This window comes from Arthrobacter sp. MOO21 (genome assembly GCF_057369995.2).
The window spans coordinates 88,785-109,921 of the sequence record NZ_CM170671.2 but is presented as its reverse complement, the minus strand read 5'-3'; the positions used below and the strand labels follow the sequence as shown (position 1 = coordinate 109,921).

At 67.9% G+C, this 21,137-nt stretch carries 19 protein-coding genes; 15 read left to right on the top strand and 4 right to left on the bottom strand.

The genetic code is table 11. The annotated features are described in order from the left end of the window. The first annotated feature begins 43 nt into the window (after positions 1-43). The 10 genes from dxr to AC2JAJ_RS00480 all read left to right on the top strand — a co-directional run bounded on the left by dxr (position 44) and on the right by AC2JAJ_RS00480 (position 10,804). Entirely contained in the window at positions 44-1,228 is a 1,185-nt protein-coding gene (gene dxr, locus AC2JAJ_RS00525; protein ID WP_486414651.1) for a 1-deoxy-D-xylulose-5-phosphate reductoisomerase, read from the top strand. A 17-nt stretch (positions 1,229-1,245) separates the two neighbouring features. Beyond that, positions 1,246-2,577 carry a site-2 protease family protein gene (locus AC2JAJ_RS00520; RefSeq protein ID WP_501053289.1) on the top strand — a complete coding sequence of 444 codons (1,332 nt, stop codon included), beginning with the start codon at positions 1,246-1,248 and terminating at the stop codon, positions 2,575-2,577. Between the two features lie 77 nt (positions 2,578-2,654). Next, positions 2,655-3,374 carry a MarR family transcriptional regulator gene (locus AC2JAJ_RS00515; protein WP_486414652.1) on the top strand — a complete coding sequence of 240 codons (720 nt, stop codon included), beginning with the start codon at positions 2,655-2,657 and terminating at the stop codon, positions 3,372-3,374. Between the two features lie 50 nt (positions 3,375-3,424). Then, positions 3,425-3,967, top strand: a complete 543-nt coding sequence (locus AC2JAJ_RS00510) for a hypothetical protein (protein WP_486414653.1) — start codon at positions 3,425-3,427, stop codon at positions 3,965-3,967. Between the two features lie 66 nt (positions 3,968-4,033). Beyond that, the gene (locus tag AC2JAJ_RS00505; RefSeq protein WP_221383817.1) at positions 4,034-4,327 is read left to right on the top strand and encodes a YciI family protein; all 294 of its coding nucleotides are present in this window, start codon (positions 4,034-4,036) and stop codon (positions 4,325-4,327) included. A gap of 40 nt (positions 4,328-4,367) precedes the next feature. Next, positions 4,368-5,534: a flavodoxin-dependent (E)-4-hydroxy-3-methylbut-2-enyl-diphosphate synthase gene (gene ispG / locus AC2JAJ_RS00500; protein WP_142134593.1), complete on the top strand. Its 1,167-nt coding sequence runs from the start codon at positions 4,368-4,370 to the stop codon at positions 5,532-5,534. Next, complete coding sequence (locus AC2JAJ_RS00495; protein WP_221384055.1) at positions 5,497-6,387, top strand: GNAT family N-acetyltransferase; 891 nt, start codon at positions 5,497-5,499, stop codon at positions 6,385-6,387. Before ispG ends, AC2JAJ_RS00495 begins: the two co-directional genes overlap by 38 nt. A gap of 352 nt (positions 6,388-6,739) precedes the next feature. Continuing rightward, positions 6,740-8,551: a proline--tRNA ligase gene (locus tag AC2JAJ_RS00490; protein WP_501053288.1), complete on the top strand. Its 1,812-nt coding sequence runs from the start codon at positions 6,740-6,742 to the stop codon at positions 8,549-8,551. Next, entirely contained in the window at positions 8,548-9,342 is a 795-nt protein-coding gene (locus AC2JAJ_RS00485) for a sulfite exporter TauE/SafE family protein (protein ID WP_486414655.1), read from the top strand. The genes AC2JAJ_RS00490 and AC2JAJ_RS00485 overlap by 4 nt, the downstream gene beginning before the upstream one ends. Before the next feature lie 70 nt (positions 9,343-9,412). After that, positions 9,413-10,804, top strand: coding sequence for a pyridoxal phosphate-dependent decarboxylase family protein (locus tag AC2JAJ_RS00480; RefSeq protein ID WP_486414656.1), 1,392 nt, complete (start codon positions 9,413-9,415; stop codon positions 10,802-10,804). On the opposite strand, the gene AC2JAJ_RS00475 is transcribed toward AC2JAJ_RS00480, so the two are convergent. The 3 genes from AC2JAJ_RS00475 to AC2JAJ_RS00465 all read right to left on the bottom strand — a co-directional run bounded on the left by AC2JAJ_RS00475 (position 10,805) and on the right by AC2JAJ_RS00465 (position 13,848). After that, positions 10,805-11,848, bottom strand: coding sequence for an aminoglycoside phosphotransferase family protein (locus AC2JAJ_RS00475; RefSeq protein WP_486414657.1), 1,044 nt, complete (start codon positions 11,846-11,848; stop codon positions 10,805-10,807). A gap of 3 nt (positions 11,849-11,851) precedes the next feature. Beyond that, entirely contained in the window at positions 11,852-12,619 is a 768-nt protein-coding gene (locus AC2JAJ_RS00470; protein ID WP_486414658.1) for a VIT1/CCC1 transporter family protein, read from the bottom strand. 83 nt (positions 12,620-12,702) lie between these two features. Beyond that, positions 12,703-13,848, bottom strand: coding sequence for a DUF4439 domain-containing protein (locus tag AC2JAJ_RS00465; protein WP_486414659.1), 1,146 nt, complete (start codon positions 13,846-13,848; stop codon positions 12,703-12,705). Between the two features lie 103 nt (positions 13,849-13,951). Here AC2JAJ_RS00465 and rimP point away from each other — a divergent pair, with 103 nt between their 5' ends. The 5 genes from rimP to rbfA all read left to right on the top strand — a co-directional run bounded on the left by rimP (position 13,952) and on the right by rbfA (position 19,892). Further along, positions 13,952-14,566: a ribosome maturation factor RimP gene (gene rimP / locus AC2JAJ_RS00460; RefSeq protein ID WP_473692929.1), complete on the top strand. Its 615-nt coding sequence runs from the start codon at positions 13,952-13,954 to the stop codon at positions 14,564-14,566. Continuing rightward, the gene (nusA, locus tag AC2JAJ_RS00455) at positions 14,566-15,546 is read left to right on the top strand and encodes a transcription termination factor NusA (protein ID WP_486414660.1); all 981 of its coding nucleotides are present in this window, start codon (positions 14,566-14,568) and stop codon (positions 15,544-15,546) included. Before rimP ends, nusA begins: the two co-directional genes overlap by 1 nt. A 175-nt stretch (positions 15,547-15,721) precedes the next feature. Beyond that, positions 15,722-16,069 (top strand): YlxR family protein, encoded by a 348-nt coding sequence (locus AC2JAJ_RS00450; protein WP_221384052.1) that lies wholly within the window; start codon positions 15,722-15,724, stop codon positions 16,067-16,069. A 152-nt stretch (positions 16,070-16,221) separates the two neighbouring features. Continuing rightward, on the top strand, positions 16,222-19,128 hold the full coding sequence (infB, locus tag AC2JAJ_RS00445) for a translation initiation factor IF-2 (protein ID WP_486414661.1): 2,907 nt from the start codon (positions 16,222-16,224) through the stop codon (positions 19,126-19,128). 254 nt (positions 19,129-19,382) lie between these two features. Next, the gene (gene rbfA, locus AC2JAJ_RS00440) at positions 19,383-19,892 is read left to right on the top strand and encodes a 30S ribosome-binding factor RbfA (RefSeq protein WP_221383809.1); all 510 of its coding nucleotides are present in this window, start codon (positions 19,383-19,385) and stop codon (positions 19,890-19,892) included. A 77-nt stretch (positions 19,893-19,969) separates the two neighbouring features. On the opposite strand, the gene AC2JAJ_RS00435 is transcribed toward rbfA, so the two are convergent. Beyond that, a complete protein-coding gene (locus tag AC2JAJ_RS00435; RefSeq protein ID WP_221383808.1) occupies positions 19,970-21,097 on the bottom strand; it encodes a ScyD/ScyE family protein in 1,128 nt (375 codons plus the stop codon). Positions 21,098-21,137 lie beyond the last annotated feature (40 nt).

Below are 21,137 nucleotides of genomic sequence, written 5' to 3'. Positions count from 1 at the left end.
GGGCCGGCGCAGCAGGCCGGGAACGGTGCGGGATACTTAATCAATGCAGCCACGCAGAATCGTCATCCTCGGATCCACCGGTTCCATCGGCACCCAGGCGATTGACGTCGTCGACGGCGCCCCGCACCTTTTCGAGGTGGTGGCACTCAGTGCCGGCGGCGGAAACCTGGAGCTGCTGGCCCGGCAGGCTGTCCACACCGGTGCCGCCGCCATCGGCATCGCCGGTGGCGATCCAGCCCGGCTTGAATCGCTCATCGCTGAAGCGGCCACCGAAGCAGGCCGCCGGGGCTACCGGCCGGAGATCATTTCCGGCCCGGATGCTTCCACCCGGATCGCCGCGGTACCGGCGGACGTGGTGCTCAACGGCATCACCGGCTCCATCGGACTGGCACCCACGCTGGCGGCCCTGCAGGCCGGGGCCACCCTGGCCCTGGCCAACAAGGAGTCCCTGATCGTGGGCGGCAGCCTGGTCAAGGCCGCAGCCCGGGACGGCCAGATCGTTCCCGTGGACTCGGAGCATTCGGCGATTGCCCAGTGCCTGCGCTCCGGCACCGCCGCCGAAGTGGACAGACTCGTCCTCACCGCGTCCGGCGGTCCCTTCCGCGGCCGCAGCCGGGACGCGCTCCACGAAGTGACCCCGCAGGAGGCACTGGCCCACCCCACCTGGGACATGGGCGTGATGGTCACCACCAACTCCGCCACCCTGGTGAACAAGGGCCTGGAAGTCATCGAGGCGCACCTGCTGTTCGATATTCCGCTGGACCGGATCGACGTGGTGGTCCATCCCCAGTCCGTGGTCCACTCCATGGTCCAGTTCATCGACGGCTCGACCATAGCCCAGGCTTCCCCGCCGGACATGCGCCTGCCCATCGCCCTCGGGCTCGGCTGGCCGCATCGGGTGGCAAAGGCCGCTCCCGCGTGCGACTGGACCCAGGCGGCCACCTGGACCTTCGAGCCCCTCGACGTGAAGGCTTTCCCCGCCGTGGACCTGGCAAAGGAAGCCGCCAGGCAGGGCAGCACCTTCCCCGCGGTCTTCAACGCGGCCAACGAGGAAGCGGTGACGGCGTTCCACGCCGGCCGCATCAGGTTCACCGACATCGTGGATACGGTGGCGGGCGTGCTCAGCGAACATTCAGGTTCCTCCGGGCTGACGGTGGAATCCGTACTGGATGCTGAAAGCTGGGCACGCGCCCGCGCCCATGAACGTTTAGCAGTCAGCAGTCTCTAGGAAGCAGCAGCACCTCCATGACCCCTGTCCTACTTTTCATCCTCGGTGTCGTCTTCGTGGCGATCGGCATCGCTGTGTCCATTGCGCTGCACGAGGTGGGCCACCTGGTGCCGGCCAAGCTCTTCAAGGTGCGCGTCACCAAATACATGATCGGCTTCGGGCCCACCCTCTGGTCCCGGCGGAAAGGCGAAACGGAGTACGGCGTCAAGGCCGTCCCGCTGGGGGGCTACGTCTCCATGATCGGCATGTACCCGCCGAACAAGGACGACGGAACCGTCCGGCCCTCCAGCACCGGCATGTTCCAGACCCTGGCCTCGGAAGCCCGCTCCATGGCGCACGAGGAGGTGGGGCCGGGCGACGAAAACCGCGTGTTCTACCGCCTGCCGGTCTGGAAGAAGATCATCGTGATGCTCGGCGGCCCGGCCATGAACATGGTCCTCGGCCTGCTCCTGACCGCCGTGCTGCTGATGGGCTTCGGCATTGCCACGGCCACCACCACCATCGCCGACGTCTCCAAGTGCCAGGTGGCGGCGGGCCAGACCGTCGACCCGGATTCGGCCGACTGCCAGCTGACGCCCGCGGCGGCCGCAGGGCTCAAGCCCGGCGACACCATCACCTCCTTCGATGCCAAGGCTGTTACCAGCTGGGCGCAGCTGACCGAATGGATCCGCGCCTCCGCCGGCAAGGAAGTGGCCATCACGGTCCAGCGGGACGGCAACCCGGTGTCCACCACGGTGACCCCGGTGCTCTCGGCCCGGCCGGTGATGGGACCCGACGGACGGCAGGCCACCGACGCTGACGGCACCCTGCAGTACCAGGAGGTCGGCTTCCTTGGCATCGGCGCGCAGACCGCGCTGGTACCCCAGCCGGCGTCGTCCGTGCTGCCCATGGCGGGGGAGAACATCCGGCAAGTGGCCGGGGTTGTCTTCAACCTGCCGGCCCGCGTGGTGGGCGTCGCGAAGGCAGCCTTCAGCGAAGAACCACGGGACCCCAACGGCCCCATCAGCGTGGTGGGCGTGGGCCGCGTGGCAGGGGAGGTGGCAGCCATGGAGGCCGTACCGATGCAGTCCCGGGTGGCAACCCTCGTTGGCCTGCTGGCGGGCCTGAACTTTGCGCTTGCCGTGTTCAACCTGATCCCGCTGCTGCCGCTGGACGGCGGCCACGTTGCCGGAGCACTCTACGAGGGCGCGCGGCGCCAGGTGGCAAAGCTGCGCGGCCGGCCGGACCCGGGGGCCTTCGACATCGCCAAGCTCCTGCCCGTCACCTATGTCGTGGCAGCCCTGCTGATGGGCATGAGCGTGCTGCTCATTTACGCGGACATCGTGAAGCCCGTCAATCTGTTTGGATAGTCACCCCGCAACGGTTGATTTACAGATATCAGTCAATTTTGATTGATTATCCGCAATCAGCCGGATACGGTTGATGGATGTTCGTCATGACCATCGACCAGCGGGGCAGCACCGGGGACGTGGACAGGGTTCCGCACCTCCTCTCCGAACTGGCCGCCCTCGACCTGCCGCGCCCGGAACAGTCCAGCTTCGAGCAGTCCGGCTTCGAGCAGTCCAGCTTCGAACGGCCCAGCTTCGAACGGTCCGTGGGGGATGAGGTGCAGGGTGTGGTGCAGGATGCCGCCGCCGTCGTAGCCATCGCCCTGCACGCCCTCCGCCACGGGCGCTGGTATGTGGGAATCGGCGTCGGCACCGTGTCCCTGCCCGCTTCAGCCAGCCCCCGCGAGGGCACGGGAACGGCCTTCGTTGCTGCCCGGAAGGCCGTCGAACTGGCCAAGGCCGCCGGGTCCCAGGTCCCGTTGTCGGTGGTAGCCGGCACTATTGCCGGTGGAGCGGGCGGAGCCGCGGCGGAGGAGGTGGGGCAGGCATGTGCCAACGCGGAAGCGGTGCTGCGGCTGCTGGGCCGCCTCGTCCAGGAACGCACCGAGGCCCAGTGGCGGGTGGTCGATGCGCTGCGCCGCCAGGGCCCTGGCCGGCACGGAAGCCAGAAGCAGGTGGCACTGGAACTTGGAATCACCGAGCAATCGGTGAGCCGTACCGTGCTCCGCTCCGGATGGCAGGAAGAATGGGCCGCACGGCCTGCCGCCGCAATGCTGCTGGAACATGCCGATTCCCTCATCCCCGGCGCAGGGGCATGAGGGCCGCCGTTCCGTGGCGGAGCGGATGACAACCCTGGAGGAGGAGTCCAATGGACGCACTGTGGATTGCTGCCGCCCTGGTGGTTGCCGGCTTCGTCGGCTGGCCCGTCACCGCGCTGGTGTTCAAGCTGGCCAGGACCATAGATGACAAGGCGGACGCCGCCAAAGCTGCCGAGGAAGCCCGCCGGGCAGCGGAAGACCCCGCTGCCGACGTCACCGTCGGCCCCGCCTCCCGCGACCCCGCCGACACAGGCCACCAGGACCCCGGCGACCAGTCCGTGGACAGCGAGTTGACGGTGCAGCCCGGCCAGCCGGCGTCGGGCACTTCCGCCGGGGCAGCCACTGCCCACGGCCAGCGCATCCTGCGCGGGGGAGCCATCATCGGGGTGCTGGAGCGGCTGGGAGTCTGCCTGGCGATCCTCACCGGCCAGCCTGTGGCCATCGCCTACATTGTGGCCATTAAAGGCCTGGGCCGGTTCGCCGAACTCAAGGAAACGCCCGTCGCCGCTGAACGCTTCATTATCGGGACGCTGGCCTCGATGCTCTGGGCGGCCGGAACGGCTGCCGCGGTCAAGGTCCTGTTCCTGCACTGAGCCGCCGGGTGCCGGGCGCCTGCCGCCGGCTGCGTGCGAAGCCAGCCATGGCGATAGGGTAGCCGTATGACAGTTTTTGCCGTTGAGTATGTTTATGCCGCCAACTCCACCGAAACCCGCAACGAGATCCGCCCCGCGCACCGTGAGTGGAGCGGGAACCTGGCGCAGGACGGCGTCATCCTGGCCAGCGGCCCCTACGGTGACGGTGCCGGCGCCCTGCTGATCTTCAAGACGGCAGACGAGGCCACACTCAACTCGATCCTCAAGCAGGATCCCTACGCAGCAGCAGACGTCATCGCCGGAATCCGCATCACCGAGTGGTCGCCGGTGATCGGCATGTTCGCCGGGCTCGCCGCGTAGCCGCCGCCTCCTCCATACCGCTTCAACTCAAGGAGTCCACGTGACCTCGGTCAGCCTGGGAATGCCGTCAGCACCGCCGCCCGTCCTTGCCCCGCGCCGCAAGACGCGCCAGATCAAGGTCGGCTCAGTGGGGGTAGGGTCCGATTACCCCATCAGCGTGCAGTCCATGACCACCACGCCCACCACGGACATCAACGCCACCCTGCAGCAGATCGCTGAGCTGACGGCTTCCGGCTGCGACATTGTCCGCGTGGCCTGCCCCTCTGCGGATGACGCGGAGGCGCTGCCCATCATTGCCCGGAAGTCCCAGATCCCGGTGATCGCGGACATCCACTTCCAGCCCAAGTACGTTTTCGCCGCCATTGAGGCCGGCTGTGCCGCCGTCCGTGTGAACCCGGGGAATATCCGGAAGTTCGACGACCAGGTGAAGGAGATCGCCGCCGCCGCAAAGGACCACGGCACCTCCATCCGCATCGGCGTTAACGCCGGATCCCTGGAACCGGGCATCCTCAAGAAATACGGCAAGGCCACACCCGAGGCGCTGGTCGAATCGGCCGTCTGGGAAGCCTCGCTCTTCGAGGAGCACGGCTTCCACGACTTCAAGATTTCGGTGAAGCACAACGATCCCGTAGTCATGGTGGCCGCGTACGAAATGCTTGCCGAAAAGGGTGACTGGCCGCTGCACCTGGGCGTCACCGAGGCCGGACCGGCATTCCAGGGCACCATCAAGTCCGCCACTGCGTTCGGCGCCCTCCTCTCCCGCGGCATCGGCGACACCATCCGCGTCTCGCTGTCGGCGCCCCCGGTGGAAGAGATCAAGGTGGGAAACCAGATCCTCCAGTCCCTGAACCTGCGCCCGCGCAAGCTGGAAATCGTCTCCTGCCCGTCCTGCGGCCGCGCCCAGGTGGACGTGTACACCCTGGCAGAGCAGGTCACCGCCGGCCTGGAAGGCATGGAGATCCCGCTGCGCGTTGCAGTCATGGGCTGCGTCGTGAACGGGCCGGGCGAGGCCCGCGAGGCCGACCTCGGTGTTGCCTCCGGAAACGGCAAGGGCCAGATCTTTGTGAAGGGTGAAGTCATCAAGACTGTCCCTGAGAGCGCGATTGTTGAGACACTGATCGAAGAGGCCATGCGTATCGCGGAAGAGATGGGGGAGGCCGATGGCGAAGATGCTGTCAAGGGTAGCCCCGTGGTTAGCGTCTCGTAGGGACGTTCCGGACCCTGCGGGCCTTTCCGTCCGTACACTCGACGGCCATGATACCGGCGCGCTGAGGCTGCTGGCGCAGCAGGACCCAGTGGCCAACGTGTTTATCCTTGCCCACTTGCGGGCTACGGGCACCGCTGCACCAACCAGTGGCGGCGCTGGGATCATTGGCATTTTCGACGACGGCATCCTTTCGGGTGCCTGCTGGGCCGGGGCCAACCTGGTCCCGGTCCAGCTGGACCCGGCCCTCGCACCCCTCGTGGCGGAGGCGGCCAACAGTTCGGGCCGCCGCTACGCCTCAGCATTCGGCCCCGCGGAGGCCGTGCTCGCCATCAACGCCGAACTGGCGGAACTGGGCCACCGGGCCCACGAGGTCCGCGATGACCAGCCGCTGATGATCATCGACGAACCTCCCCGGGTGCAGCCCAACCCGGGGCTGGGCCACGGAAACCTGGCCGACTTCGACCGCATCCTCCCGGCGTGCGCAGCCATGTTCGAGGAGGAAGTGGGCTATTCGCCGTACCTTGGCGGCAGGGAGTTCTACAGCCGCCGCGTGGAAGGCCTCATCCGGCAGGGCCACTCCCTCGTCCACCTCAACGACGCCCGCGAAGTGGTGTTCAAGGCCGAGCTGGGCGCTGTCACAGCGGACGTCACCCAGGTCCAGGGCGTGTGGATGAACCCGCTCTTCCGCGGCCAGGGGCTGAGCTCCGGCTACATGTCCGCCGTAGTGGAACAGGCGCAAAAGATAGCCCCCATTACGAGCCTGTACGTCAACGGCTTCAACACCAGGGCGCGGTCCACCTATGAGCGGGTGGGCTTCCGCCAGGTGGGCACGTTCGCTACCGTTCTTTTCTAGTTGCCCTGCCGCCGTCCCGGCCTGAAGGCCAGCTTGTGAAAAGTACTTGTCAAACGTGTGCGCGATCACATAAGTTCAATCTAGCTGCGCTGGAAGTGGGGTGGGCGGTCTCACCAGTCCTCACCAGTACTTAGGCGATAACGGCGTTGAGCCACGCCCGGATGCGATGACCAGCCTCATTGGGGGGCCAGGGGCTTTGTTATTCCGGGCGTGGCTCTACTGTGTCCGGGCTTCCTCCCGTGAGCGTCACCCCGCGCAGTCCGTGCCAGAGCGCAGGTGCCGGTAGATTAGTACCCAGACGATTTTGTCCGGCCCTGCTGACCCAGCACTTCCCCAGAAACGGATACCACCCGTGGTCCTACGCCTGTCCAAGCTTTTCCTGCGCACGCTGCGCGAAGATCCCGTCGACGCCGAGGTCGCCAGCCACAAGCTCCTCGTCCGCGCCGGCTACATCCGCCGCGCGGCCCCCGGAATCTACACCTGGCTCCCGCTGGGTCTGAGCGTCCTGCGCAAGGTCGAGCAGGTGATCCGCGAGGAGATGGCGGCCATCGGTGCCCAGGAGGTGCACTTCCCGGCGCTGCTGCCCCGCGAACCCTACGAGGCCACCAACCGCTGGACCGAATACGGTGAGGGACTCTTCCGCCTCCAGGACCGCAAGGGCGCCGACTACCTGCTGGCCCCCACGCATGAGGAAATGTTCACCCTCCTGGTCAAGGACCTCTATTCGTCCTACAAGGACCTGCCCCTGAGCCTCTACCAGATCCAGAACAAGTACCGTGACGAGGCGCGCCCCCGGGCCGGCCTCCTCCGCGGGCGCGAGTTCATCATGAAGGATTCCTACTCCTTCGACGTCGACGACGCCGGCCTGGACGCCAGCTACGCCGCCCACCGCGCCGCGTACCTGAAGATTTTCGAACGGCTCGGACTCGAAGTGGTGCCTGTGGCAGCCACCGCCGGGGCCATGGGCGGTTCCAAGAGCGAAGAGTTCCTCTTCCCCACCGAGATCGGTGAGGACACCTTCGTCCGCTCCGCCGGCGGCTACGCAGCCAACGTCGAAGCGGTCACCACCGTTGTCCCTGCGGACATCGACTTCAGCAACGCCCCGCCCGCCGAGGTCCTGGACACTCCGGACACGCCGACCATCGAGACCCTTGTTGCCGCGGCCAACCAGATTGCCCCGCGGGCAGAGGCCGACGGCGGTGCATGGACTGCCGCGGACACGCTCAAGAACGTGGTCCTCGCCGTCACGCTGCCCACCGGTGAGCGCCAGCTGGTGGTCATCGGAGTGCCGGGCGACCGCGGGGTGGACCTCAAGCGCGTCGAGGCGAACATTGGCGCCTTCCTTCCGGTGGCCGGCGAAATCGGGCTGGAGCAGGCGGGCGAGGAAGACCTCAAGAAGCAGCCACTGATCGTCAAGGGCTACCTCGGCCCCGGCCTGTCCCTGGACGAGCCGCTCCTCGGCGCCGAAAGCGCCACCAACCTGCTCTACCTGGTGGACCCCCGCGTAGTCCGCGGCACCGCATGGATCACCGGCGCCAACGAGGCCGGAAAGCACGTCTTCGGCCTGGTGGCCGGCCGCGACTTCGGCTGGGACGGCGTGATCGAATGCACCGAAGTCCGCGCCGGTGACCCCTCACCTGACGGCTCCGGCCCCCTGGAAACGGCGCGCGGCATCGAGATGGGCCACATCTTCCAGCTTGGCCGCAAGTACGCCGAAGCGCTGGACCTGAAGGTCCTGGACCAGAACGGCAAGCAGGTGGTTGTCACCATGGGCTCCTATGGCGTCGGCGTCACCAGGGCCGTCGCTGCCCTGGCCGAAGCCAACCACGACGACCGCGGCCTGGTCTGGCCGCGCGCCGTCGCCCCGGCCGATGTGCACGTCGTGGCGGTCGGGCGCGGCGAGGAGATCTTCGAAGCCGCCGAAAAGCTTTCCGCCGAACTCGAAGCGGCCGGCCTGGACGTCATCTATGACGACCGGCCCAAGGTTTCGCCCGGCGTGAAGTTCGGTGACGCGGAACTGGTCGGCGTGCCCACCATCCTGGCCGTCGGCCGCGGCCTGGTGGACGGCGTGGTGGAAATCAAGGACCGCCGCAGCGGACAAGCCGAGAACATCGAGGTGGACAAGGCAGTCGACTACGTGGTCAACGCCGTCCGCAACCAGTGACCTCCGGCTTCGAATCGATCCAGCTCACCACCATCATCCTGATCGTGGTGGCCGGATTCGCTGCAGGCTGGGTTGATGCCGTGGTGGGCGGCGGAGGATTGATCCAGCTGCCCGCCCTGCTGCTCGTACCGGGCATTGCGCCGGTCCAGGCCCTGGCAACCAACAAGATGGGCTCCATCTTCGGGACCGCCACCAGCGCCGCAACGTACTATCGGCGGGTGGGCCCCGACCTTCGCACGGCCGTTCCGATGGCGGTCATAGCGCTTGCGGGAAGTTTCGGCGGTGCCAGCCTGGCGGCCATCCTTCCCGCCGGGGTGTTCAAGCCCATCATCGTGGTGGCCCTGGTCGCCGTCGCGCTTTTCACCGCGCTCCGGCCGAGCGTCGGAGAGCTGACGGAGCTCCGGCACGACCGCCACAAGCACTACGTTGTTGCCTGCCTGATCGGTGCCGTGATCGGCTTCTACGACGGCCTGATCGGCCCCGGGACCGGTTCGTTCCTGGTCATCGCCCTGGTGTCCGCCATGGGCTATGCCTTCCTGGAGGCCAGCGCCAAAGCCAAGATCGTGAACATGGCAACCAACGCGGGGGCCCTGATGTTCTTCCTGCCGCACGGTTCCATCCTGTGGGGCCTCGGGCTGCTGCTTGGCGGGGCAAATATGGCCGGCGGCTACCTCGGCGCCCGCACCGCCGTGAAGCAGGGCAGCAAGTTCGTCCGGGTGGTCTTCCTGGTGGTCGTTGCGGCCCTGATCGTCAAGCTCGGCTACGACGTCTGGCAGGAAAACTTCTCCTGACCCTCCCGGCCACGGTGGTCCGGGCAAGGTGGTCCTCGTGGCATGTGCCGGCCGGGCGTAGCATGCAGGTATGTCACACGGCGACGACGAGTACGCCCGGGCCCTGGCGGCCGCGGCACGCCATTCGGAAGCCTGGCTGCACAGCCTTCCGGACCGCCCAGTGGGACCCCGCAGCAACGCATCGGAACTCGCCGCGGTGTTCGGCGGCCCGCTTCCTGACTCGGGGATGCCGGCCGCGGACGTCATCGACTTCCTGGCCCGGGAAGCGGAACCGGGACTGATGGCCATGCCCTCCGGGCGCTTCTTCGGCTGGGTCATCGGGGGCACCCTGCCGGCGGCCCTCGCCTCGGACTGGCTGGTCAGCGCCTGGGACCAGAACGCGGCCATGCGCTATGCCACGCCCGCCACGGCCGCCATCGAGGACAGCGCCGGAAAGTGGCTGCTGGAACTGCTGGGGCTGCCCGGCGGGGCCGACGTCGGCTTCGTCACCGGGGCCACCATGGCCAACTTTACCGGGATGGCGGCCGCCCGCTGGCGGCTCCTGGCCGACGCCGGGTGGGACCTGGACCGGGACGGGCTGTCCGGCGCACCGCGAATCCGCTGCTTCGTGGGCCGGGAACGGCACGACACAGTCGACCTTGGCCTCCGGTACCTGGGACTCGGCAGGCCAACCCAGGTCGACGCCGACGCGCAGGGCCGCCTGCTTCCCGCCGCGCTGGACGCCGCCCTCGCTGCCGGCTCCGGCCCCGCCCTGGTGTGCCTCCAGGCCGGCAACCTGCACTCCGGCGCCTTCGACCCCTTTGCCGAGGCGATCGCCGTCGCACGCAAACACGGCGCGTGGGTCCATATCGACGGGGCCTTCGGGCTGTGGGCCGCCGCTGCACCCGAACTGCGCCGCCTCACCGAGGGATATGAGGAGGCCGACTCGTGGGGGACCGACGCCCACAAGACCCTGAACGTGCCCTACGACTGCGGGATCGCCGTCGTCCGGGACCCGTCGGCCCTGCGCGCCGCCATGAGCCTGCACGCGAGCTACCTGGTGCACGAGGCGGAAGGCCCCGGCGACCCGTTCGAGAAGGTCCCCGAGCTGTCCCGCAGGGCGCGGGGCGTACCCGTGTGGGCCGCCCTCAAGAGCCTCGGCAGGGACGGGGTGGCTGCCCAGGTGGCGGGACTGGCAGCCGCTGCCTCCGCGATCGCCGAAGGGCTGGCAGCCCTGGACGGTGTGGAGGTGCTCAACGACGTCGGCTACACCCAGGTGTGCGTCGCCTTCGGCGATGACGCAACGACCCGCGCGGTCACCGCACGGATCATCGGGGAGGGGCGGGTCTGGATGTCGGGCTCGCGCTGGCGGGACCGCGACATCCTCCGCGTTTCGGTGAGCAACTGGCACACGGCAGGCAAGGAAGTCGGCGCCGCTGTGGACGCCGTCCGGTCGGCGCTGGCCGCGGTGCGGGGAACCTGATTACTCCCCGGGCTCCGGCAGCGCGTGGGCATGCGGCAGGCCTTCCAACGTCCGGCCGGCGAGGGTGCTGGCCACCCAGAGCGAGCGGGCCAGGTCCCCGGATTGGCCGTGCGCGGCCGACCAGAGGGCGTTGTCCACCTCCCTGGCAATGGCCCACTGCCGGGACACCTCCGGATCGAGGCCAGCGGCGGCGCTGAAGCTGCGGCAACGGCGCAGCAGGCCCTTGCCGGGCTGGTCCGCCGGCAGGTCCCGGAGGCGGTTCCACAGCAGCGGTGCCACGGCGAACTCGGGCTCGCCAATCATGGGTTGCGGGTCGATGGCGGCGTACCCGCCGGCCGTGCCGCCCCCAGCTTCGGCTGCCGCCGCACCCTCAACCGGCGCCGCGGGCCGCGCCAGGATATTCAGGAAATGCAGGTCGGTATGCACCAGGACATCATGGGCTGAGCGCCGTCCCACGGCGCCACGGGTCTGGCAAACCTCCAGCGCCGCTTCCAGCAGCCAGCGCGGTAAGGGCCGGCCCAGCTGTTCCCACTCGGCCGGAAAGTCGTCGCTCCACTGCTCGGCCCGGGCGGCGATGTGGCCAAACTCCCGCCACTCGGGCCGGTGGTCCGGGACCAGTCCCAGTTGCCGTACCGTCCCGCCCCAGACGTGCGCAGCCTCGTCCAGGGGCAGCTCCGCCGCGGATCGGCCGGCGTCCAGACGCTCCAGCAGCATGGAGCAGGCCTCGGCATCCGCTGCCAAGAGTGACACCGCACCCCGTCCGCCCCACAGTGCCAGCGCGTGGCGTTCCAGTTTGGCCTCGTCGTGGGGAAAGGCAACCTTGAGCACCGCGGCGCTTCCGTTGTCCCGCCGGACCGGGATGACGATGGCGCCGTGGCCGTGCCAGGGAACACTGCCGGGCGCGAGGTCAGGCGTGAGCCGCCACTGGTCCAGACATTGCTCTACCAGGTCCGGAAGCAAGGAGAGCCAGGACCGTCCGGCGCTGCTGCCGGAGTACCGCGCCGCCAGGCCTGCGGGAATGGGGATCAGCGGGTGGGGCAACACGCCTCAGACCACGCCCGAGGCGCCCAGCAGGTTGCCGATGATGAACGTCGCCGCCAGCGCCAGGGCGCCGCCCACCACCACCCGGACCGCAGCCTTGGTTTTTGAGCCGCCGCCGATCCAGGCGCCCAGCGCCCCGGTCAGCGCCAGCGCCACCAGGACGGCGGCGAATGTCAGTGGAACCCGGATCTCCGCCGGGGGCAGAAGGATCGCCAGCATCGGCAGGACCGCGCCGATGGTGAAGGCGATGGCGGAGGCGAAGGCAGCATGCCACGGGCTGACGATGTCTGTCTCATCGATATTGAGTTCGGCGGACAAATGCGCCGCGAGGGCGTCGTGCGCGGTCAGTTCTTCGGCAACCTTGGCTGCCGTCTCCGGGGTCAGCCCCTTCGCCTGGTAAATGGATGTGAGCTCGGCCAGTTCTTCTTCCGGTTCCTCCGCCAGCTCCCGGCGTTCCTTGTCGATCAGGGCGCGCTGGCTGTCGCTTTGGCTGCTGACCGAAACGTATTCGCCCAGGGCCATGGACACCGCGCCGCCCACTACGCCTGCCACGCCGGCGGCCAGGATGGGACCGGTGTCGGCCGTGGCGCCGGCCACGCCCACCACAATTGCCGCGACCGAGACGATGCCGTCATTTGCGCCCAGGACGCCCGCACGCAGCCAGTTCAACCGGTGCGCGATGTCGTTCCCGTGCGGTTCGGTGTCCAGATGGCGGTTCAGCCCGCGGCCGGCATCAGGGGTTCCGGCAGGGCCGGCCGGTTCGTATGGGTCCATGCCTCCAGCAAACCATCACAGCATGGCCGTCGCCACTCTCCAGGGCAGCGGGTTCCGAAAGATTGTTTCGGTGTGGCCGGTGTTTACGTGGCCGTCGGGGAGGGAGCCTGGGCCGGCCCGGAGGGAAGGCCGGGCAACCGGTCAACATCCAGCGGAAGGCCGGGAACAGGGCCCGGATCGGCGCCCCAGCGGGCGGCGCGCCCGGCTGCCGACTGCAGTGCCGCCACCGCCCATGCCCGGACTGTCCCCCGCGAAAGTGCCACCAGATCGCCGTAGGCCGCCATTGTTGCTGCCTCAAGCCTGCCCAGTCCGGCTGCCGGCGCGGCAAGGAACCGGGCATCCAGGGCATACCCGGGCTGCTGCGGCGCCCCTGTCGCGCAGACCAGGGGGAGCCGGGCTTCCGCTCCCTGCAGGAGGTCATCGTGCTGCCCCAGATAGGTCAGGGCAGTCCCCGCATCGGCGGCAGCGAGGCGGGGGAGGGCCGCCTGGTAGCCATAGACTGCCTGCTGCTCCGCGGCCAAGGCGGCAGCCAACGCCGCACCCGGCCCGGTGCCTTCCGGCCCGGTGCCTCCCCGCCCGGTGCTTTCGGCTGCGGGAACGGCCGGGCAGGAAGGACCTGTTTCCGCCGGAACAGGAACTGCCGCCACTGGTCCCGGATCAGCCGGTGCCACCGGTGCTCCTGCCGCGGCGGCAAGCCGGGCTGCGGCCAGGAGTTGCGCGGTGCCCGTGCCGGCGAGGAGCCTGGCCATCCCGCCGTCGGCCTCCTGCGCGTCCTTGATGCGTTTGGTGCCGCTGGCCACGAGTGCGCTGGCAAGGCCCGACATCCCCTCCTGTGCGGATGTCGGTGTGGGTTCGGGCAGCCCGGACGCAGTGGTGGCGGCAGGAGATGCCGAAGCGGGGGCGGTTGTCCCTGTGCCCGCCTGCCCTCCCGCGGCAGCAGGGGCCAGCAGGGCCCTGGCCTGGATGGTCAGCAAGGTCACAACAGGGTCCACCGATGCGGCATCCACGGTACCTGCGGCCGCAAGTTCCATCCCCGCTGCCCGCAGGTCCATGGCGTCCTCCAGGGCGGCCGCGCGGGCCACTTCGGTGAACGGCGGCTGCGCAGGGGCGGGATTTTCCGCGGGAACAAGGGCGAAACCGAGGCTCAGGACAACCAGGGCTGCCAGCGAAACAACGGCGTAGCGGACGCTGCGCATGCGGGGGCTGCTGGCCTGGCTGTCGTCTTTCACAACAGACCATGGTGCCACGGCGGCGGCAACCCGGTGCACCACGGGCCCGGTAAAATAGCTACGCTAGTAACACCACATCATCTATAGGGAGGCGGCCGGCATCGTGAGCAATGCAGAAGCCACGGCTTCACCAGACCACACCGGAACGGGAAGCGGAACCGCGCCGGCCCACAATCCCGAAGCCGCCCGGCTCCGGGCCCTCCTGGAACCAGCGGTCCAGGCCAACCGCCTGTACCTCGAAGACGTCGCCATCAACATTGCCGGCTCGCACCGCGTGGTCCACGTCGTGGTGGACCTGCCCCAGGAAGAGACCGGCGGCGTCAGCCTCGACGTCATCGCCGACATCTCAAAGGTGCTCTCCGACGTCCTGGACAGCGACCCGGGCACCGACAGCCGGCCATACGACCTCGAAGTGTCCTCGCCCGGCGTTGCCCGCCCGCTGACCGAGCCGCGCCACTGGCACCGGGCCAAGGGCCGGTTGGTCAAGGTCAACGTCGTCCAGGGCGAAAACGTCACCGGCCGCATCCAGTCGGTGGACGGCGACGGCGTGACCCTCGTCCCCGAGATTGCCGTCAAAAAGGGAATGAAGCCCAGGCAGGGCGATCCCATCAAGCTTCCTTTCGACAGGATCCGCAACGGAAAAGTCGAGATCGAATTCAGCCACCTCCCGGAGGACGGTCTGGAACCTGAACACAATGGACCTTCTGAGGAGGCCTGATGGATATTGACATGAGCGCACTGAGGCTTTTGGAGCGTGAGCGTGAAATCCCGCTGGACCTCCTGATCCCCACCATCGAGCAGGCGCTCCTGGTGGCCTACCACAAGTCGCCCGGCGCCTTCGAAAAAGCGCGCGCCGAGCTGGACCGCAAGAGCGGCCACGTCACCATTTGGGCTGTGGAGCTGGACGACGACGGGGCCCCCATCGGTGAATTCGAGCACACCCCTGAGGGGTTCGGCCGCATCGCCGCCAGCACCGCGCGCCAGATCATCCTGCAGCGCCTGCGCGACGTCGAGGACGACAACGTCCTGGGCGAGTTCAAGGGACGCGAAGGTGAACTGGTCTCCGGCACCATCCAGCAGGGCAACAACCCCCACATGGTCCAGGTCAACCTCGGCTCGGTGGAGGCGCTGCTGCCGCCGCCCGAGCAGGTCCCGGGCGAAAAGTACATCCACGGCAACCGTCTGCGCGCCCTGGTGATCGATGTCCACCGCGGCACCAAGGGCCCGGCAGTCACGCTGTCCAGGTCCCACCCCGGGCTGGTCCGGAAGCTCTTCGAACTCGAAGTGCCGGAAATCGCCGACCGCTCCGTGGAGATCGTGGCGCTGGCGCGTGAAGCCGGCCACCGCACCAAGATCGCGGTCAAGGCCAAGGCTCCCGGCATCAATGCCAAGGGTGCCTGCATCGGCGAAATGGGCTCCCGGGTCCGCGCTGTCATGACCGAGCTCAACGACGAGAAGATCGACATCGTCGACTTCAACGAGGATCCGGCAACCTTCATCGCCAGCGCCCTCTCGCCGTCGCGCGTGAATTCCGTCACCATCACCGACGAAGCCACCCGGTCCGCCCGCGTGGTGGTCCCGGACTACCAGCTGTCGCTGGCCATCGGCAAGGAGGGCCAGAACGCCCGCCTGGCCGCCAAGCTGACCGGCTGGCGCATCGACATCGTTTCGGACGCCGCGGGCAGCCGGGACAAGTAACGGCCTGCGGCGCAGCGACAGCCGCGCCGCAGCCGCACGTTGGGGCAGAACGCCCCGGAGGGGCTAGAATAGATAAGACCGCGCCTAACGGCCGGCAGTCGTGTGCCTTGGGCATGCTCGTTTCCGTCACCGCGGAGCCGGGTTGCCCGTGGCCAGCAGAGTGAACGTCAGGACGATGACCGTGGCAGAAGTGCTTTCCCCCGGAAATCAGCCTGAACGCACCTGCATCGGATGCCGCAAGAAGGGCCCGCGGTCGCAGTTGCTCCGGCTCGTTGCCGCCGGCAGCGGTTCAACCGCTGTTGTGGTGGATGAACGACGCCGGATGGCTGGCCGGGGTGCCTGGCTGCACCCCACCGAATCGTGCCTGGCTCTGGCGACAAAGCGGCGGGCCTTCGGACGCGCCCTTCCGGGCACGACCGGGACAGCCGCCGTCGAACACTGGATCACGTCAGGTCCGAACGTTGCGGAGGCGCAAGCCGCCACAACACCAACCGTCCAACCTGAAAGCGGGTCAGAAATCTGATGGAAACCCGATGAGTTCCCAGCGATGAGTGCGTAACGATGACAACTTTGTTGCGCTCTGCAATGGGCCCCTTCGCATCAACAGCGGCCGGGGTCCGCAGTAAGAAGTAGACGGTTCGTGCCTGGCTCGGTGCGGACCGAGACAGGAGAAATGTGGCCAAGGTCCGCGTACATGAGCTCGCCAAAGAGCTCGGTATAACTTCCAAAGATGCAGTGACAAAACTGCAGGAACTGGGCGAATTCGTTCGCTCCGCCTCTTCCACCATTGAGGCCCCCGTCGTGCGGAAGCTGCGTAACGCCTTCCCCGACGCCGCTGCCAAGTCAGCAGCGCCCGCCGCCGCACCCAAGGCGCCGGCACCCGCAGCAGAATCACGTCCTTCAGCGCCGGCCCCCGGCCCCGCTGCCCCCAAGGCTCCGGCCCCCAAGGCACAGGCACCGGCCCCGGCAGCCCCCGCCCAGGCAGCAGCCCCGGCAGCCCCCGCCGCGGCAGCGCCTGCCGCCCCCGCGGCTCCGTCTGCAGGTGCTCCAACTTCGAGTGCTCCGTCCACCGGCGCCAAGCCCGGTGCCCGTCCGGCCCCCAAGGCTGAGACCCCGGCTCCTTCCGCCCGTCCTGGTGGTTCCTCGCCGTCCGCCGGCCCCCGCCCCGGCGGTCCCCGTCCGGGCAACAACCCCTTCGCCACCTCACAGGGCATGCCCCGTGGCCGTGGCGGAGACGGCGAGCGCGCTCCGCGTCCGGGCAACAACCCGTTCGCCACGTCCCAGGGCATGCCCCGTCCCGGCGGCAGCCGCACCGACGGCGACCGTCCCGGCGGTCCGCGTCCGGCAGCAGGCGCAGGTGGACCCCGTCCCGGCGGTCCGCGTCCGGCAGCAGGCGCGGGCGGACCCCGTCCGGCAGCAGGCGCAGGTGGACCCCGTCCGGGTGCGCCGCGTCCCGGCGGACCCCGTCCCACTCCCGGCATGATGCCCAACCGCACTGAGCGTCCCGCACCCGCAGGTGCAGGCCGTCCCGGCGGCGGCCGCGGTCCCGGACGCCCCGGTGGCGCTCCCGGAACCGGTGGTCCCGGTGGCGGCGGCGGTGCTCCCGCCGGCGGTGGCTTCGGCAAGGGCGGGCGCGGCCGCGGCGGCACCCAGGGTGCCTTCGGCAAGGGCGGCGCAGGCCGTGGCAAGCAGCGCAAGTCCAAGCGCGCGAAGCGCCAGGAACTTGAGCAGATGAGTGCCCCGTCGCTGGGTGGCGTGAGCGTACCCCGCGGCGACGGCAACACTGTTATCCGGCTTCGGCGCGGCTCGTCCATCACGGACTTTGCCGACAAGATCGAGGCAAACCCCGCCGCACTGGTCACCGTGCTGTTCCACCTTGGTGAAATGGCCACCGCCACCCAGTCGCTGGACGAGGACACCTTCGCCCTGCTCGGCGAGGAACTGGGCTACAAGCTCCAGGTCGTCTCGCCGGAAGACGAGGAGCGCGAGCTGCTCTCCAGCTTCGACATCGACTTTGACGCCGAACTCGAAGCCGAAGGCGACGAGGAACTTGAGGCACGTCCTCCGGTTGTCACCGTCATGGGCCACGTCGACCACGGTAAGACCCGCCTGCTCGATGCCATCCGCAAGTCCGACGTCATGGCGGGCGAACACGGCGGCATCACGCAGCACATCGGTGCCTACCAGGTCACGCACAACCACGAGGGCACCGATCGGAAGATCACCTTCATCGATACCCCGGGCCACGAGGCGTTCACCGCCATGCGTGCCCGTGGTGCGAAGGTCACCGACATCGCCATCCTGGTGGTTGCAGCGGACGACGGCGTCATGCCCCAGACCGTTGAAGCCCTCAACCACGCCCAGGCGGCCAACGTGCCGATCGTCGTGGCAGTGAACAAGATCGACAAGGAAGGCGCCAACCCGGACAAGGTCCGCGGCCAGCTGACCGAGTACGGCCTGGTTCCCGAGGAATACGGTGGCGACACCATGTTCGTGGAGGTCTCTGCCCGCCAGAACCTGCACATCGACGAACTGCTCGAGGCCGTCCTGCTTACCGCGGACGCAGCCCTGGACATGCGCGCCAACCCGAACAAGGACGCCCGCGGTATCGCCATCGAAGCGAACCTGGACAAGGGCCGCGGTGCGGTTGCCACCGTCCTGGTGCAGTCCGGCACGCTGCGCGTCGGCGACACCATCGTTGCAGGCACGGCCCACGGCCGCGTCCGTGCGATGTTCGACGACGACGGCAGCGCCCTGACCGAGGCCGGCCCGTCCCGCCCCGTCCAGGTGCTGGGCCTGTCCAACGTCCCGCGTGCAGGTGACACCTTCTTCGTGACCGCTGACGAGCGCACCGCCCGCCAGATCGCCGAGAAGCGTGAAGCCGCCGACCGCAACGCCGCCCTGGCCAAGCGCCGCAAGCGCATCAGCCTTGAAGACTTCGACCAGGCCGTCGCCGAAGGCAAGATCGACACCCTCAACCTCATCCTCAAGGGTGACGTGTCCGGTGCCGTCGAAGCCCTCGAGGACGCGCTGCTCAAGATCGACGTCGGCGAAGGCGTGCAGCTGCGCGTCATCCACCGCGGCGTGGGTGCCATCACGCAGAACGACGTCAACCTGGCAACCGTCGACTCCGCCGTCATCATCGGCTTCAACGTCAAGCCGGCCGAGCGGGTCGCCGAACTGGCCGACCGCGAAGGCGTGGACATGCGGTTCTACTCCGTCATCTACGCTGCGATCGACGACATCGAGATGGCGCTCAAGGGCATGCTCAAGCCGGAATACGAAGAGGTCCAGCTCGGTACCGCCGAAGTCCGCGAAGTCTTCCGCTCCTCCAAGTTCGGAAACATCGCCGGCTCGATCGTCCGCTCGGGCATCATCCGCCGCAACAGCAAGGCACGCGTCAGCCGCGACGGCAAGATCATCGGTGACAACCTCACCGTCGAGTCGCTCAAGCGCTTCAAGGACGACGCCACCGAGGTCCGCACGGACTTCGAGTGTGGTATCGGTCTTGGGTCGTACAACGACATCGTCGAAGGTGACATCATCGAGACCTTCGAGATGCGCGAGAAGCCGCGCGTCTAAGCCTCGGTGCTTCACCTGGCTGGGCGCCTCCGAGTTTTGGGGGCGCCCCGCCCCTACGCTGGGCGGCAAAGGATCTAGCGATCCTTTGCCGCCCAGCTCCGGTAGGCCCGATGCCACTCCCGGGCGCCCCCAAAACTCTCCGGCATCGTCGTTGGCCCGCCTTTCTTGCGTGGCACATAACTGAAGCGTCCGTTGGTTGCCCTGTTGCCGCCGTCGTACGTCCCTTATTTTTTTCTTCTTATAGGAGTTTGTTCATGGCTGATCCGGCACGTGCTGCCAAGTTGGCGCAGCGGATTAAGGTTGTTGTTGCTGAGGCCTTAGGCCGGAGGATCAAGGATCCTCGGGTTGAGGGCGTTACTGTTACCGATGCCCGGGTGACCAATGACCTGCAGCACGCCACTGTTTACTACACCGTTTTCGGTGACCAGGCTGTCCAGGCCGATGCTGCCAAGGGGCTTGAGAAGGCCAAGGGTGTGCTCCGGCAGGAGGTTGGCCGGAACATCACCGCCCGCCTGACCCCCACGCTCGAGTTTGTCGCGGACCAGATTCCGGTCAACGCCTCCAACCTGGAGGAACTGCTCCGGGAGGCCCGGAAGCGGGACGCCGAGGTGGCTGCCCTTGCCGCGAACGCCCGGCACGCAGGCGACGCCGACCCGTACAAGTCCGATGCGCCAGCCGATGTTGACATCGACGAGGACGACTTCGACGAAGAGGACCTGGACCTCAGCGGCGACGAAGACCTCGACGAGGATGGCAGCAAGTAGGACGCACGCCAGGGCCCGGGAGCTGATCCCGGGCCCTGGCCGTTTTTATGAAGGCCGCCGGCTTGATTGCTGGTTGCCTACCGGAGGTCGGCCTTGATGACCTTCCCCGCCGGTGGTTGTGACGGGTCGCCGAGGGCGTCGATCGTGGCGTAGAGGTTGTGGCCCTTGACCTCGACGTCGGCCGGCAGGTTGACCTTGAGGAACTGCGACCGGTGGCCCGAGCAGGTGAACTTCACGATCTCGCCGCCGAACAGCGAAGCAACGTAGATGTCGCCTTCATCGGTGACGGCAAGTCCGGTGGGGGTCAGGATGTGGTCCGCCCACAGGTCAACGTCGCCGTTGGAGGGATTGATCTTGAAGATCGCCCCGCGCTCACCCAGCTCCGGACCCTCCGTGCCGCCCGGCAATGACGTCACATACAGCATGCCGTCCGGACCCAGCGCGACATCGGTGGGAACGGGCTCAAACGCGTACTTATGCCCTGCCACGCAGTCCGGCACCTTGAAGGTTCCACCGTGCATGTCGGTGGGAACCACGAATCCCTTGGGAATGACCGCCGGCCGTGGTGGCAGGACCGCAAGGGTGTCGATGTCACCGTCCTTCAGGTTGACCTTGAGGACGGCGTTCATACCGGCATCGGCAACATACGCGGTGTCGTCCTTCACTGCCAGGGCGTAGGGATGGGAGTCCACCAGGCCCTTGTACTTGGCGGGCGGGAAGGCCGGCCAGTCGGCGAGGCATTTGGCGCTCACGTCATCGCCAAACCCATAGCGCTGCTTTCCGTCGGGATTCTTGCGCCGTTCGTAGTCGGCGAAGTTGGCGATGGTGTCCACATCGCCCTTGGCGTCAATGGACTTCAGGTATCCGTGCAGTGCTGCCGGATCGCCCTGCCCTGCGCCCACGCTCTCCAGGAAGAAGGTGGTGCTGCCGCGCGTGTCCGAGCCCGCGACCTCCCAGCCTTTGGGCGTCTCCGTGGCCAGGTTGTCCGTGGAGCCATCACGGTTGACGCGCGTCAATACGCCGAGGAAGTCCTGCGAGACGAGGACCGATTTGCCGGGCCCGGCGCTCAGGTGCAGCGGTGAAACGAATCCGCTGGCCAGCACGTCGTAGTCCTGTGTGGAGTCGCCGGCGACGGCAGGGCCCGCGGAGGCTATGAAAGCAGCAGTGGCCGCCATGGAGGCCAAAAGGGTGAGTCTCTTCTTCATTGGGTACCCCGGGCTGGAAGCCCTTGTTGATCCGGTTAAG